We start from the raw sequence: 15,485 nt of genomic DNA, 5'->3' as shown, positions 1-15,485 counted from the left end.
GTGAGAACGGCGTAGCTGATCACGGCGGTCACAGCGTGCGGAACGTGATCCCCGCCTGCTGGAGGCGCGTGATCAACGCATCGCCCATGGCGGCCGCGGTCGTGGTCTGACCGGAGACCGTCGGCAGGTCGTCGAAGGCCAGGCACAGTGCCGACTCGCTCAGCATCTTCGCCGTCTCGGTGTAGCCGGGATCACCGCCACTGACCTCCGTCGTGACGGTCGCGCCGCCGCCCTCGCCCACCAGACGCAGCGAGAACCACGACTTCGCCCGCTTCGCCTCGTCGGGCCCGTCGCCTTGATCCTTGAGCTTGAGCAGGAGGGCCCTGGTCGGTTTGAGCTGCGAGCCGGCAAGGAGCAGACCGGCGCCGGCGATCGTCCCCGCCAGCATCGGCAGCCCCTTGAACTGAGCGAAGTGCCGATAGCTGAAATCCGGACCGTAGCGCTCCAGAGCGCGGGCCGAGCGCAGCACGATCTGAGGATCGATGGTCGGCAACGGCAGCGCCCAGCCCTTGCCACCAGCTCCCCGACCGATCTTCCCGCCGCCGCGGACCGTGCGGCCTGTCGGTCGCGTCTCGGACTGCTTGCGCTCCGCGGCTGTTTTGGCTGCCTGGCGCACTCGCGAGAACGCGCCGATCGCCGAATGATAGGTGCCGCCTGAGGCGGTTCCGCCCGCGCGGATGTAGCCGGAGATCGACAGCGGGACACCCTCGGGCAGCTGCTCGACGGTGAACAACACCCCGAGGTCGTAAGGAATCGAGTCGAAGCCGCAGGCGTGGATGAGCCGCGCGCCGCTCTCGCGGGCAAGTGCGTCGTACTTGAGCCACATGCGGTCGACGAACTCCGGCTCGCCAGTCAGGTCGACGTAGGCGATGCCCGCCTCGGCGCAGGCCTTCACGGCCGGCTCGCCGTGAAGGAGGTACGGACCGACGGTGGTGACGAGGACACGCGTGCTCCTGGCCAACGCGGCCATCGAGTCGGCGTTGCTGATGTCGGCCGAGATGATCTCGGGCCGCACACCTCCGCTGGCCTCGACCCGGTCAGCCACCGCCTCGAGCTTGCCCTGGTTGCGTCCCGCGATCGCCCAGGTCGACCCCGCAGGCAGATGGGTGGACAGGTAGTCCGCGGTGAGGCCACCGGTGAAACCGGTGGCGCCGAGCAGGGCGATGTCGACGGAAGTCATCCGCTCAACCTACCGGCAGCAACGCCCTCGATGCCCAAGGGCTCGACTCAGGACGCCTTCTTGGCGACCTCGTCATGGGTCAGGATTGTCGGACCCTCGCTGCCGGAGACCGTCGCCTCGGTGACGACCACCTTGGCGACGTCGTCGCGGCTCGGGATCTCATACATGACCGGCTCGAGCACGGCCTCGATGATCGAACGAAGACCACGCGCACCGGTGCCCCGGGCCAGGGCCAGATCGGCCATCGCCTCGCTGGCGTCCTTGCTGAACTCCAGCTCGACACCATCGATCTCGAACAGCCGGACGTATTGCTTGGTCAACGCGTTCCGAGGCTCGGTGAGGATCGCGACGAGTGCTTCCTTGTCGAGGTTGTCGACGGCAGCGATGACCGGCAGACGGCCGATGAACTCCGGAATCAGCCCGAACTTGAGCAGATCCTCGGGCAGAACCTTGGAGTAGAGCTGAGGCGGAGCGACCGTCTTGCCAATGTCGACCTGGCCGGTGTTGAACCCCAGGCTGGTCTTGCCGCTGCGTTGCTCGATGATCTGGTCCAGGCCAGCGAACGCGCCGCCAACGATGAACAACACGTTGGTCGTGTCGATCTGGATGAACTCCTGATGCGGATGCTTGCGGCCGCCCTGCGGCGGAACTGACGCGGTCGTACCCTCGAGGATCTTCAACAGGGCCTGCTGGACACCCTCGCCGGACACGTCACGAGTGATCGAGGGGTTTTCGCTCTTCCGCGAGATCTTGTCGACCTCGTCGATGTAGATGATGCCCGTCTCGGCCTTCTTGACGTCGTAGTCGGCTGCCTGGATGAGCTTGAGGAGAATGTTCTCGACATCCTCACCCACGTAGCCCGCCTCGGTCAGCGCGGTGGCGTCGGCGATGGCAAACGGCACGTTGAGCATGCGGGCGAGAGTCTGGGCGAGATAGGTCTTGCCACAACCTGTCGGGCCGACCAGCAGGATGTTGGACTTGGCCAGCTCGACCTGGTCATCCTTGCTCCGAGCCGTGCCAACCTGCGCCTGGACTCGCTTGTAGTGGTTGTAGACCGCGACGGCAAGAGACTTCTTCGCGCCGTCCTGGCCGATCACGTAGCCGTTGAGGAAGTCGTAGATCTCGTGCGGCTTCGGCAGCTCGCCCAGGCTGAGCTCGGCCCCTTCGGCCAGCTCTTCCTCGATGATCTCGTTGCACAGGTCGATGCACTCGTCGCAGATGTAGACGCCGGGACCGGCGATGAGCTTCTTGACCTGCTTCTGGCTCTTCCCGCAGAAGGAGCACTTCAGCAGGTCAGCGGTCTCACCAATGCGTGCCACGTGAAGACTCCTCTCGTTGGCGTGAACCGGCCCGCGACCGGGACGTCGACTGCTTCACCCTAGCGGCGAAATGCCGTCTCGTCTCGGTCACCGGGCCGGTCAGGATCGTGCGTGTCGTCAGACCGCGGGGACCTTGAGCGTGTTGAGCACCTCGTCGACGAGGCCGTACTCGACCGCCTGCTCGGCCGTCAGGATCTTGTCGCGGTCGACGTCCTTGCTGACCTCCTCGACCGACTTGCCGGTCGCCTCGGAGATCATCTTCTCCATGAGCTCGCGCATCCGGAAGATCTCGTTGGCCTGGATCTCCAGGTCCGAGATCTGGCCGCCGGTGCCTTCGGTGTAGGGCTGGTGGATCAGGATGCGGCTGTTGGGCAGCGCCAACCGCTTGCCCGGCGTGCCGGCGGCGAGCAGCACCGCGGCGGCCGAGGCAGCCTGGCCCAGGCACAGTGTCTGCACGTCCGGCTTGATGTAACGGATCGTGTCGTAGATCGCGGTGAGCGCGGTGAACGATCCGCCGGGACTGTTGATGTAGATGCTGATGTCGCGATCGGGGTCCATGGCCTGCAGCGACATGAGCTGCGCCATGACCGCGTTGGCCACGTCATCGCTGATCGGGGTGCCCAGCATGATGATGCGGTCCTCGAACAGCTTGGTGTAGGGGTCGATGCGGCGGAAGCCGTAGGAGGTGCGCTCTTCCCACTGCGGGATGTAGTAGCTCATGCGATGTCTCCTGCGTTCGCGACGACGTGGTCGATGAGTCCGTACTCCTTGGCCTGGTCCGGTGTGAACCACCGGTCACGGTCGGAGTCGAGCTCAATCTGCTCGACGGTCTGACCGCTGTGCTGGGCCTGCAGCTGGTTGAGCTGCTTCTTGAGCAGGATGCTCTGTTGCGCCTGGATCTTGATGTCCGATGCCGAGCCACCGATACCACCGGAGGGCTGGTGCATCATGATGCGCGCGTGCGGGAGGGCATAGCGCTTGCCGGCCGTTCCGGCGGCGAGCAGGAACTGTCCCATCGAGGCCGCAAGGCCCATGCCGAACGTCGCAACATCGTTGGAGATGAATTGCATCGTGTCGTAGATCGCCATGCCGGAGTCGACGGAGCCACCCGGGCTGTTGATGTACAGGAAGATGTCAGCCTGCGGATCCTCGGCGTTCAGCAGCAGCATCTGCGCGCAGATCGCATTGGAGTTGGAGTCGCGGACCTCCGAGCCCAGGAACACGATGCGTTCCTTGAGCAGTCGCTGGTAGATGTGGCCGTCGAGATCCGACGGGCCGGCCTCGCCGGCCATTCTCGGCGACATGGGGCTGTTGGTGTCCGATGTGTTCACGTCCTCAAACCTAGACGTCCCGGGGTGCGAACACACGCGAAAACACGCCTGTTCGCTGACAGCGTGACGCCGACGCACGTCGCACTCAGACAGGTGTGGCGGTTCTGCCGCAGCTGCAGGCATCACGCATCAGGTCGACCCTTGGCCGACGGTCACCGCTCTGGGATGACTAGATGCGCTTGGTCTGTGTCTGCGTGAACTGGGCTTTGGACACGACGGACAGCGCGCGACTTCCGGTTCGGTGAGAGCTCTGACCGGTGGCAACGAGGGTCTGGGACCCGGTGGGTGTGCTTCCCAGGGACACGGACACCGAGGCCGTTCCCCTCGCGGACGCCGTGCCCGAGGCCAGGTCGGTCCCAGAGATGCTGATCTTGACGGCTTCTGCCGACTCCAGCCCGGAGACGGTCACGGTTATCGATGAGCCCTCGACTGCTGTCGAAGGGGCGTCGAGGGTGAGTGCACTCGGGGATTTGCTTCGCATGACTGACCTCCAGCTAGTCCCTCCGCCGAAAGCGTATCGGCGGAGCGACCATCCGGTAACCAAATACCGAGATTGCCTCCAACTCCGGTCTCAAATCCATCACAAGGTTCTCTCAAGGGGTGTCGGCGACGGTGATGTCATCAGCTCGATACCGACCCAAAACAGGAGAACCACGATGACCACCATCCAGAACTTCCACGCACCCAGCTTTCACGTCAGCAGCAAGATCATCCGCATGGTGGCCGTCGCCGCCGTCGCCGCCGCAGCGCTCGTCGCCTTCGCAGTCCCCACGTCCAGCCCGTTCACCGCCTTCCTGGACCTCGTCGACTGGGCCGCGTCCCACTACTTCATCGTGTTGATCGCCTCCGTCGTCAGCGTCGCGGCCCTCGGTGGCCGCGCGAACGCCATCGAGTCAAACAAGCCCCAGTACGACATCCGCTGACGTCCGGGGTCTTCTCCCACTACGATTTGAGGTGGGAGGGAGGCTCAGGAGACGTGATGCCCAAGCCCGATCAGCCGCCTGTGGGCGCGTTGCTCGGGCTGGTCACGTCCGGGGCAGGCAGCGACGAGATCCTCGACCTGTTCTCCTCACTCGGCACGATCCCGATCGAGCAGCTCTCGGTCCGCCAGTGGGAAGCCCTCGCCGAGTCCGTCCGACGCCAGGACGACACCTACCCGGCCAACCTCGCGTGGCGTGCAGCGTACGGGCTGCGCTATCTCGGCCACACCGAACGGTCCTTCCATTTCCTGACGAACGCCGATCGGACCGAGCTCGACGATGCAGAGCGTGCTCAGTTCTGTGCCGCCTGGGCGTCCAGCGCGTGGGGATCCGGTGACGAGAAGACATGCGAGTCACTGACTGCCGAATCGTTCGAGGCGGCCGAGGCGAGCGGCGATGACAACGCGCTGGCTGCGGCGTGGGAGTCCAAGGCACTGCTGGCGGCGATGCACGGTGAGAGCGCGGAGGACCGTCGCGGCCATGAACGAGCGCTGGAGCACGCCACCGCTGCCGGAGCCGACCTGATGGCATCACGCGTTCTCAACAATCTCGGCTCGCAGCTGTTCGACGAATCTCGGTACGAAGACTCGCTGGAGCAGTTCGGACACGCGCTGCGGCTCGCCGAGGCCACTGGCCACCTGTCCTCGATCGCCCTGGTCCGGCACAACCTGGCCGACGTGATGCTCCACCTCGGTCGACTCGACGAGGCCCTGGTCGAGGTCGAGGCAGCACGGGCCCTGTGGAACTCCGTGGACTCGCCGATGGTCGGCGCGGCCTGGCAGGTGCTCGCCGACATCCAGCGGGCTCGCGGTAGCACCGTTCAGGCGACCATGGCCTACCGCGAAGCCCTGGCAGTCGCTTCCTTGGAGAACGAGACCCAGACGCTCGTACCCGCTCTGGTCGGAACCGCACTCATCAGCGTGGCAACCGATCCCGAAGAGGCCCGGCTCATCGTCAAGCAGCTGCTCCATATCCAGGTGGGCACCGGTCAGGTACCCGCACTCACCACCGCGGGGTGGATCGCACTGCAGGACGGGGACACCGACGCAGCAATCTCCTTCGCCGCCGAAGCTGTTGCCGAGGCCTCACGCCGTCAGGCCCGGGCCGCCCTGGCCGAGGCGCTGGAGCTGTCAGTGCTCGCCGGCGGCGTCAGTGATGGTGAGGCTCGACTGCGTGAGGCGGCGTCGATCTGGGAGGGCATCGGCAATCCGATCGGTCTCCAGATCAACGCGATCGTTCACGCGCACCTCTTCGGGACTCCATTTGCCGAGCGGCTGGCCCGCGCAAGCCTGCGATCGCTCGGGGTCCAGGACGACGCGTACGGCATCGCCGGCCAGCTTCACGTGCTCCGCTCAGATGCAGATGGAGTCCCCATACGTGTGCACACCCTCGGCACGTTCGTCCTCTATCGTTCCGGCAAACCTGTCGCCGCTTCCGAGTGGCCGTCGCGCAAGGCTCGCGACGTCCTCAAGATTCTCGCGGCGCGTGGCACCAGCGGCATCCGGCGCGAGGAGATCGCGGACATGCTGTGGCCCGACGACGATGACCCGGGAAGCAAGCTGTCGGTCGCCCTGTCTCATCTCAGGCGGGTGCTCGACCCCGACAAGCAGTACGACCCCAGCCACTTCATCATCGCTGACCGCGCGAGCATCCGGCTCGACATCAACAATGCCTCGGTCGACGTCGTGGAGTTTCGGGGAGCCGCCAGCGAGTCGCTCGCGGCACACGCGGCCCGCGAGCCCGGGGCGATCGACATGCTGGAGGCGGCGGCAGCCATGCACACGGGCGACTTCCTTGCCGACGACCTGTACGAAGACTGGGCTGCTGAGGCGCGCGACGAAGTCGAGGGGCTCGGGGGCGAAGTCGTCCGCGTCCTCGCCTTCGCCCTGGCCAAGACCAGCGATCCACAACGATCCGTCGGCTGGTTCGCCCGACTGCTCACCTACGACCCGCACGACGAGCCGACCTATGAAGCACTGATCTGGGTGCTGGCGGAAGCCCGCCGACACGGAGAGGCCCGTCGATACCACCGGATGTACGAGATGCGGATGCGTGAGCTCGACGTGCCGGCGCAGTCACTCGAGGAGATGACCGGCTGACACGCAGCGCCGACGTGGCGGGGCATCGCCGCGACTGGTGCAGGTCTAGGCGTAGAGGTCCGGGCGAGCGGTCAGCGTGACTGGTTGGCGCTGACCGGTGGTCAACGAGAGGACTCCGGCTGCGGCCACGACATTCGCGACGTGACCGTCCCACGCGCTCGGGCCGCGAACGGCGTCTCGCAAGGCGTCCTCGACCCACGACGCCAGCTCGAGCCGGTAGGCGGCCGCGAAGTGCGCCACGAAGTCGCTCCGGATCGCGGTCGACTCGGCGCCCCCGCGACGAGTCCCGATGCGGGCCAGTGGCCGAAGCTCTGCCGTGCCGGAGGTGCCGACGACCTCGCACCGGATGTCGTATCCGTACGACGCGTTCACGAACACCTCGGCGCTCACGATCGTCCCTCGACTCATCCGGATGGTCGCGAGCTGCGGATCCCGCAGACCTTCGGAGACAGGCGAAATGATCTCGATCTCGGCGATCTCGTCGTCCAAGAGCCAACGGACCGTGTCGAGCTCGTGGATCATCGAACCCGTCACGATGCCCGCGTCGGTCGCACTGGTGTGGCTCGACGCGTTGCGGTGCACGTGATGCACCAGTCGCACGTCCCCCAGCCGGCCGGAGCGCAGCTCGTCGCGCAGCTCGTTGTAGCCCGGGTCGTACCGGCGCATGAAGCCGACCTGGACCAGCCGGCGACCCCCTGCCACCTCGGCTTCGACGACACCCAGCGACTCCTCGGGATTGACCGCCAACGGCTTCTCGCACAGGACGTGCTTGCCTACGGCGAGGCATGACCGCACCAGATCAGCGTGCGTCTGGTCCGGGGAGGCAATGATGATCGCGTCGACAGATGAGGAGTCGATCAACGCCTCGGCCGAGGATGCGACGTCTGCGAAGGCCGGCCGTGCGACGGCGCGTGCCGTCTCGACGTCGAAGTCGTAAACCTCGGACACGCGCGCCGACGGGACGCTGCGGGTGAGCGTTCTGATGTGGTCGGCGCCCATGGCGCCAGCCCCGATGACACCGATCCGCAGGCTCACAGCACCACCCAACGTCGCTCGGTGGACGACTCGAGCATCGCCTCGACGACGTCAGCGGCCACCACCGCGTCGTGGATCGTGGCCCCGACCGGCCCGCCCCGCGAGATCGACTCGATCAGCCGCCGAGCCTCGACGACCTTGAGATCGTCGAAGCCCATGGGGTTGTTGGGCCCGGGCTGGAAGGCGCCGAAGTCACCGTCCCCGGGTGCCGCATACCGGGTCGTGTAGAAGGCGTTCTGGAAATCCTGGTCGATGCACACCTGCAGCTCGTTCATCCGGCGGAAGTCCCACGCAAGGGCACCGGCGGCCCCGTGCACCTCGATGCCGTAGGTGTTCTGCTCGCCGACGGCACAGCGGCTGGCCTCCAGGATGCCGCGCGATCCGTCAGCGAAACGCAGCAGTGCGTTGACGTAGTCCTCATTCTCGACCTCACCCAACGCACCGTAGCCGCGCTCATAGTGCATCGCACCCGGCGCGGCCTGCGGCCGGTGCCCGATGAAGGTCGCGCGGTCGACCACCAGCTCGGCAATGTCGGCGACGACGTGCCGGGCCAGATCAGCCGCATGGCTGACCAGATCGCCGAGCACGCCGCTGCCGGCGAACTCGTTCTTAAACCGCCATGACAGCGCCCCGTCGGGATGGGCGGCGTAGTCCGAGATGAACCGGACCGAGGTGTGCTCGATCGCGCCCAGGCGCCCGGTCGACACCAGCTCGCGGGCCAGCTCGACCGCCGGCACGTTGCGGTAGTTGAACCCGGCGGCGGACTGCACGCCGGCCAGATCGACCGCTTCGGCGATCTCCCGGGTCTCGATCGCGCTGCGGCCAGCTGGCTTCTCGACCCACAGATGCTTGCCGGCCCGTGCCGCAGCGACCGCGACGTCGCGGTGGATGAAGTTGGGCCCCGTCACGCACACCAGATCGATGTCGTCCCGGGCGACGAGGTCGTTCCAGTCCGCGAAGACATGCTCGAACCCATATGCCGCGGCCGCCCGCTCGGCACGGTCGTCGACGGCCGTGTCCGCGACGGCGACGAGACGCGGAGCCAGCGGGCTGTCGGTGTAGTGCTGCATCAGGCGGCTCAGCGCTCGCGCATGAACCTGGCCCATCCAGCCGAAACCGACGATTCCGACGCGGAGCTCAGAGGTCATCGGTCCACGTCGGACTTGAGCTCGTGGACCACCTCGGAGTCCGACCCCATGGCCGCCTCCAGCTCCTGGGCCAGCGTCTCCAGCTCGGCGCCGCCGGCCATCATCGTGGTCAGGTCGTCGAGTGACAGTTCTGCTTTGGGGAAGTCGCCGATGCTCCGGCCCCGACGCAGCAGCATGAACCGGTCCCCGACGGGATAGGCGTGATGCGGATTGTGCGTGATGAACACGACGCCGAGGCCGCGATCGCGGGCTTTCGCGATGTACTTCAGCACGACACCGGACTGCCTGACTCCGAGCGCTGCCGTCGGCTCGTCGAGGATCAGGATCCGCGCACCGAAGTAGACCGCCCGCGCGATCGCGACGCACTGGCGCTCGCCGCCGGACAACGTGCCGATCGTCTGCTCGACGTCACGCAGGTCGATGCCCATCGCGGCGAGCTCGGTCTTGGTGGTCTGCTTCATGAAATCGATGTCGAGCTTCTTGAACGGACCCCAGCCAAGGGTGGGCTCGCTGCCGAGGAAGAAGTTCCGCCACACCGGCATCAGAGGGACGACAGCCAGGTCCTGGTACACCGTGGCGATCCCACGCTCCAGCGCCGCGCGGGGACTCGAGAAGGCCGTCGCCTCGCCATCGATGAGCAGCTCCCCGTCGGAGTGCTCGTGGGAGCCCGACAGGATCTTGATGAACGTCGACTTGCCGGCTCCGTTGTCGCCGAGCACGCAGGTGACCTGCCCAGCCCGGACGGAGGTAGACACGTCGCTCAGGGCGATGATGTTGCCGTAGTGCTTGCCGATGCCCTTGACCTCGATGACCGGCGTCCCTGACGGCGCCGGAGCATGCTGGTCGGTTGGCCGGCTGGCCGCGGCCTTCTTGCTGCGCTTGCGCATCATCGTGCCGTCTCCGCTCGCTTGCGTACCCACTCGTTGAGCAGGACTGCACCCAGCAGCATCACGCCCAGGAATGCCTTGAGCCAGTTGTTGTCCCAGCCTGAGTAGACGATGCCCTGGTTGACCATGCCGTAGATCAGGGCGCCCAGCGCCGCGCCGATCGCGGATCCGTAGCCGCCGGTCATCAGGCAACCGCCGACGACCGCGCAGATGATGTAGATGAACTCCTGACCGACGCCGGTGTTGCTCTGCACCGTCGAGGTGGTGAAGAGAAGCAGCATGCCGACGAGCCAGCCTGCGCCGGCGGTGGTCATGAAGAGCCCGACCTTGGTCCTGAACACCGGCACGCCGACCTGACGCGCAGCGGTCTGGGCCCCACCGACCGAGAAGATCCAGTTGCCGGTCTTGGTCCGCAGCAGGACCCAGGTCGCCACCACCGTGACCGCGAGCCACCAGAACACCGAGGCGTACACGAGGCCGCCGTTGACGCTCAGGTTCGAGCCGAAGAGCCGCTTGGCCTGATCGTAGTAGGGAACATCTGACATGCCCTGGATGGCAACCTGGCCGATCAGCGCCTTGGTGCCGGCCAAGTCGATGCCCTGCAGCACGAAGAACGTCCCGAGCGTGACGATGAAGCTCGGCAGGCCCGTCTTCATCACCAGGATCCCGTTGATCGCCCCGGCGCCGAGCGCGAGACCGAGCGAGACGATGATCGCCGCCCAGATGTTGAGGCCGTACTCCGTCGTCAGCACCCCGACGACCAGACCCGTGAAGCCCGTCATCGCGCCGGCCGACAGGTCGAACTCGCCGCCGATCATCAACAGGGCCACCGCCACGGCCATGATGCCGATCGTCGAAGCACCCCGCAGCCACGTGCTGGCACCGCTTGGCGTCGCGAAGACGTCCGTGGTGACCGCGAAGAACGCGAAGATGGCGATCGCTGCGACCAGCGCGCCGATCTCGGGCCGCTTCAGCAGCGCCGTCAGGGTCGAGGTTCGAGCGACCCGCTCGTCAACGACGGTGGCTGTCGTCATGTCTGCTCCGTTGCTCAGTCTGTGCGGATTGGACCGACTGGCCCCGGAGCCCGGTCTCCCGGGCCCCGGGATCAGGTCAGCGGGTGCCGTTTCCTGCGAACTTCAGGACCGCATCAGCGTTGTCCTTGGTGATGAAGGCGGGGCCGGAGTTGATCGGCTGCCCACCACCGATGTCATTGCCGTTGATCGACTTCAGGTACAGACCCGTGACACCCAGGAAGCCCTGGACGTAGGGCTGCTGATCGATGGCAAACAGGATCTTGTCGGCCTGGATGTCCTTGAGGACGTCCTCGGAGAGGTCGAACGTTGCCACCTTGGCCTTGCTGCCGGAGTCGCTGACCGCCGCGACAGCGTCGATCGCATACTGGCCGCCGAGTGTCACGACGGTGTCGATGTTCTTGTCGGCCTGCAGCTTGGACGTGATGGTCGCCTGCACCGCGTTGTCGTCGGTGCCGTCGACCTGCAGGTTGTTGACTGTTCCGCCAAAGGTGTTGGCGATCGCCTTGCAGCGCTCCTCCAGACCGACGTTGCCGGCTTCCTGGATGACGCAGATGACGTTCTTCTGGCCCTCGGTCTTGAGCCGCTCACCAACGGCCTCACCGGCGATGGTCTCGGTCTGTCCCACGTGGGTCAGTGCGCCGAAGTCCTTGAACTTGTCGACGCCGGAATTGATCGTGATGACCGGGACGCCCGCGGCGACGGCCTTCTTGACGCTGGCCTCGAGACCATCAGGGTTGGCCATCGAGATGACGATGCCGTTGACCTTGTCGGCAACCGCGCCATCGATCAGCTGGGACTGCTTGGCCGGATCGGCGTCCGAGCTGTAGTTGACCGTGACGCCGTAGTCCTTGCCGGCCTGCTCCGCACCGGACTTGACCCGGTCCCAGAATGCATCGCCGGGCGCGCCGTGGGTGATGACCGCGTACTTGTAGTCCTTCTTGGCGGTGTCGGCGGTGCCGCTGTCGCTGCCCGTGCCGCTGCACGCAGCCACCACGGCGCCGACGGCGACGATCGCTCCTACTAGCTTGATTCTGGACATGTGATCTTCCTGTCTCTTCGTTGGCGACCTGACGTCATTGTGCCGTCGGGAAGTTCAATTGCGCGAGCGATTCCTCGCTGATGTCGGGCCACCGGGTGGTGACGACCTTTGCCTGGGTGTAGAACCGCACCCCTTCGGGGCCGTGGATGTGATGATCGCCGAACAGTGAGTCCTTCCAGCCTCCGAAGGAGTGGAAGGCCATCGGCACCGGTACCGGCACGTTGATGCCGATCATGCCGACATGCACCTTCCGCTGGAAGGATCGTGCCACTTCACCCGAAGAGGTGAACACCGCTGTGCCGTTGCCATACGGATTGGCGTTGACCAGGTCGATCGCGGCATCCAACGTCGGAACCCGAAGCACGGCCAGCACGGGCCCGAAGATCTCGTCGGTGTAGACCGACATCTCGGTGGTCACGTGATCAAGCAGGGTCGGTCCGACGAAGAAGCCTGACTCGTGCCCGGCGACGACCAACCCGCGGCCATCCACCACGACCTTGGCACCTGCATCCTCACCCTGACCGATGTAGTCGACGACCCGGTCGCGGGATGCCTCGGTCACGACGGGCCCCATCTCGGCGTCCGGATCGGTGCCGACGCCGACTCTGAGGCCAGTCGAGCGCTCGCGGAGCTTGTCGACCAACGTGTCAGCAGCGGGGCCGACCGCCACGACGGCACTGATCGCCATGCAGCGCTGCCCGGCCGAACCGTATCCCGCGGCGACGATGTGATCGGCAGCGAAGTCCAAGTCGGCGTCCGGCATGACCACGGCGTGATTCTTGGCTCCCCCGAGTGCCTGCACCCGCTTGCCCGTCCGGCTGGCTCCAGCGTGGACGTACCTGGCGATCGGCGTTGATCCGACGAACGAGACGGCCGCGATGCCGGGATGCTCCAGGATCGCGTCGACCGCGACCTTGTCGCCGTGGACGACGTTGAACACCCCGTCCGGCAGACCTGCCTGCTGATAGAGCCGCGCGACCAGGTCGGAGGCGCCCGGGTCACGCTCGGACGGCTTGAGCACGAACGTGTTGCCGCACGCTATCGCGACGGGATGCATCCACATCGGCACCATGATGGGGAAGTTGAATGGTGTGATCCCGGCGACCACACCGATCGGCTGACGGAATGTGTGCGAGTCGACACCACGCGAGACATTGTCGTTGAACTCGCCCTTCAGCAGCTGCGGGATGCCCGCCGCGAACTCCACGACCTCGCGACCCCGCACGACCTCGCCCCGCGCGTCCTCGAGCGTCTTGCCATGCTCGGAGGAGATGATGGCGGCGAGCTCGTCCTCATGCTCGACGAGCAACTGGCGCAGGTCGAACATGACTCGCGAGCGGACAGTTACTGACGTCTCGCTCCACGTCTGATAGGCCGTCGCTGCTGCCTGCACGGCCGCATCGACATCCCCGGCCGTGCCGAGTCGTACCTGCGACGGGATGGTTCCCGCGGCAGGGTCGAAGACGTCGGCAAGGCGATCGCTCTCGCCGGCCGACCGCGCTCCGGCGATCCAGTGGTCGTAGGTCGTCATCGGCTTTCCTTCTGCTCGTTCGGTGGCGCGAGGTGCGTGCGCTGGTGGGACTTGTGCTCGTCGTAGGTGGCTCGGGCGACCTGGGTCGACTCCAGGGTCGAGGTCTCCGCGACCGGAACGTCCCACCACGCGTGGCTGTCCGGCGCTGACGTCGACGGGTCCGTCTCGACGTGGATCACCGTGGTTCGAGTCGACCGCCTGGCCGTGCCGATCGCTGCGCGAAAGTCCGCGATGGTGGACACCGGCAGGACGTCGGCCCCGAGGCTGGCCGCGTTCGCAGCGAGATCGACCGGAAGCCGATCACCGTCGATCCCGGTGTCGGTGCGATAGCGGTACTGCGTGCCGAACCGCTGCGAGCCGAGCGACTCCGACAGCGCTCCGATCGAGGCGAATCCGTGATTCTGCACGAGGACCACGATGATCTTGATGCCCTCGGCCACCGCGGTCACCAGCTCGGTGTTCATCATCAGGTAGGAGCCGTCGCCGACCATCACGAACACGTCACGCGGGTCCGACTCGTCGAGTGCGGCCATCTTTGCGCCGAGCCCGCCGGCGATCTCGTAGCCCATGCAGGAGAACCCGTACTCGACGTGATATCCCTTCCGATCGCGGGTGCGCCACAGCTTGTGCAGATCCCCGGGCATCGAGCCTGCGGCGCACAGCACGATGTCGCGCGGGTCCGACAGCTCGTTGACCGCACCGATCACCGCGGACTGGGCGGGCAGTGGCCGGACATCGAGGTCGTATGCGCGCTGGACGACGTCGTCCCACTGTGCGGCGAGCTCGGTCGCGTGGGCCGAGTACGCAGGGTCTGTCGTCCACTCCCCGAGCCCCGCGGTCAGGGCGGTCAGGCCCTCTCGGGCATCGGCAACCAGGGCGGTGGCGCCGAGCTTGTGCGAGTCGAAGGACGAGACGTTCAGGTTGACGAAGCGGACGTCACCGGCCGCGAACACCGTGCGTGAGGCAGTCGTGAAGTCGCTGTAGCGGGTGCCGACACCGATCACCAAATCGGCCTCCGCGGCCAACGCGTTGGCTGCGGTGGTGCCGGTGGCACCGATCGCCCCGACCGCTTGCGGATGGTCGTACGGCAGCGCGCCCTTGCCGGCCTGGGTCTCGGCGACCGGGACACCTGTCGCCTCGGCGAAGGCACGTAGGGCGTCGTTCGCGCGGCTGTAGGTCACGCCGCCGCCGGCGACGACCAGGGGGCGTCGTGCAGCACTGATGGCCGCCACGGCACGGCTCAGGGCGGCCGGCTCCGGCACTGCCCGGGCGACGTGCCAGACCCGGCGCGCGAACAGCTCGTCCGGCCAGTTCCATGCCTCGGCCTGGACGTCCTGCGGCAGCGCTAGGGTGACGGCGCCTGTGACTGCAGGATCGGTGAGCACGCGCATCGCGTTCAGCAGCGCAGGCGCCAGCTGCTCGGGGCGATGCACCCGATCGAAGTACGCAGACACCGGACGCAGTGCGTCGTTGACCGAGATGTCGCCGCTGGCCTGATTCTCGAGCTCCTGCAGGACTGGATTGGCGACCTTGGTGGCGAAGGTGTCGCCGGGCAGCAGCAGGACCGGAAGCCGATTGATGGTGGCCAGCGCGGCGCCGGTGACCAGGTTGGTGGCGCCGGGCCCGACCGAGGCCGTGACGGCCATCGCGGCAAGCCGGTCGCGCTGGCGGGCGTAGGCGACCGCGGCGTGAACCATGGCCTGCTCGTTGCGTCCTTGGTGGTAGCGCAGATGAGTGCGATCCCCGGACAGCGATCGCTCCAAAAGCGCCTGCCCGACACCGGCGACGTTGCCGTGGCCGAAGATTCCCCAGCACCCCGCGAAGAAGGGGTTCTCGACGCCGTCGCGCTCGACCTGCTGGGACTCCAGGAACCGGACGACGGCCTGTCCGACGGTCATGCGT

13 protein-coding genes are annotated in these 15,485 nt (G+C 66.5%); 2 read left to right on the top strand and 11 right to left on the bottom strand.

Going from position 1 to position 15,485, the window contains the following annotated elements; genetic code table 11:
• Positions 1-28: 28 nt before the first annotated feature.
• The 4 genes from WB461_RS11910 to WB461_RS11895 all read right to left on the bottom strand — a co-directional run bounded on the left by WB461_RS11910 (position 29) and on the right by WB461_RS11895 (position 3,791).
• A complete protein-coding gene (locus WB461_RS11910) occupies positions 29-1,180 on the bottom strand; it encodes a saccharopine dehydrogenase family protein (RefSeq protein WP_423852943.1) in 1,152 nt (383 codons plus the stop codon).
• A gap of 47 nt (positions 1,181-1,227) precedes the next feature.
• Positions 1,228-2,499, bottom strand: a complete 1,272-nt coding sequence (clpX, locus tag WB461_RS11905; protein WP_423852942.1) for an ATP-dependent Clp protease ATP-binding subunit ClpX — start codon at positions 2,497-2,499, stop codon at positions 1,228-1,230.
• A 117-nt stretch (positions 2,500-2,616) separates the two neighbouring features.
• On the bottom strand, positions 2,617-3,219 hold the full coding sequence (locus tag WB461_RS11900) for an ATP-dependent Clp protease proteolytic subunit (RefSeq protein ID WP_423852941.1): 603 nt from the start codon (positions 3,217-3,219) through the stop codon (positions 2,617-2,619).
• On the bottom strand, positions 3,216-3,791 hold the full coding sequence (locus WB461_RS11895) for an ATP-dependent Clp protease proteolytic subunit (protein WP_423852971.1): 576 nt from the start codon (positions 3,789-3,791) through the stop codon (positions 3,216-3,218). Before WB461_RS11895 ends, WB461_RS11900 begins: the two co-directional genes overlap by 4 nt.
• 695 nt (positions 3,792-4,486) lie before the next feature.
• Here WB461_RS11895 and WB461_RS11890 point away from each other — a divergent pair.
• Positions 4,487-4,753, top strand: a complete 267-nt coding sequence (locus WB461_RS11890; RefSeq protein ID WP_423852940.1) for a hypothetical protein — start codon at positions 4,487-4,489, stop codon at positions 4,751-4,753.
• Positions 4,754-4,809: 56 nt separating this feature from the next.
• Entirely contained in the window at positions 4,810-6,909 is a 2,100-nt protein-coding gene (locus WB461_RS11885) for a tetratricopeptide repeat protein (protein ID WP_423852939.1), read from the top strand.
• A 45-nt stretch (positions 6,910-6,954) separates the two neighbouring features.
• Here the strand turns inward: WB461_RS11885 and WB461_RS11880 are convergent, their stop codons facing one another.
• The 7 genes from WB461_RS11880 to iolD form a co-directional block, all read right to left on the bottom strand.
• Positions 6,955-7,944 (bottom strand): Gfo/Idh/MocA family oxidoreductase, encoded by a 990-nt coding sequence (locus tag WB461_RS11880; protein ID WP_423852938.1) that lies wholly within the window; start codon positions 7,942-7,944, stop codon positions 6,955-6,957.
• A complete protein-coding gene (locus WB461_RS11875) occupies positions 7,941-9,092 on the bottom strand; it encodes a Gfo/Idh/MocA family protein (RefSeq protein ID WP_423852937.1) in 1,152 nt (383 codons plus the stop codon). The genes WB461_RS11880 and WB461_RS11875 overlap by 4 nt, the downstream gene beginning before the upstream one ends.
• Positions 9,089-9,982: an ATP-binding cassette domain-containing protein gene (locus WB461_RS11870; RefSeq protein WP_423852936.1), complete on the bottom strand. Its 894-nt coding sequence runs from the start codon at positions 9,980-9,982 to the stop codon at positions 9,089-9,091. The genes WB461_RS11875 and WB461_RS11870 overlap by 4 nt, the downstream gene beginning before the upstream one ends.
• Positions 9,979-11,013, bottom strand: coding sequence for an ABC transporter permease (locus WB461_RS11865; protein ID WP_423852935.1), 1,035 nt, complete (start codon positions 11,011-11,013; stop codon positions 9,979-9,981). Before WB461_RS11865 ends, WB461_RS11870 begins: the two co-directional genes overlap by 4 nt.
• Positions 11,014-11,089: 76 nt before the next feature.
• The gene (locus WB461_RS11860) at positions 11,090-12,052 is read right to left on the bottom strand and encodes a sugar ABC transporter substrate-binding protein (RefSeq protein ID WP_423852934.1); all 963 of its coding nucleotides are present in this window, start codon (positions 12,050-12,052) and stop codon (positions 11,090-11,092) included.
• A gap of 34 nt (positions 12,053-12,086) precedes the next feature.
• Positions 12,087-13,583, bottom strand: coding sequence for a CoA-acylating methylmalonate-semialdehyde dehydrogenase (locus WB461_RS11855; RefSeq protein WP_423852933.1), 1,497 nt, complete (start codon positions 13,581-13,583; stop codon positions 12,087-12,089).
• A complete protein-coding gene (gene iolD / locus WB461_RS11850) occupies positions 13,580-15,481 on the bottom strand; it encodes a 3D-(3,5/4)-trihydroxycyclohexane-1,2-dione acylhydrolase (decyclizing) (RefSeq protein WP_423852970.1) in 1,902 nt (633 codons plus the stop codon). The genes WB461_RS11855 and iolD overlap by 4 nt, the downstream gene beginning before the upstream one ends.
• Between the last annotated feature and the right edge of the window lie 4 nt (positions 15,482-15,485).

This window comes from Aeromicrobium sp. (assembly GCF_049587115.1).
Lineage (GTDB): Bacteria > Actinomycetota > Actinomycetes > Propionibacteriales > Nocardioidaceae > Aeromicrobium.
This window is presented reverse-complemented; position numbering and strand designations above follow the sequence as displayed.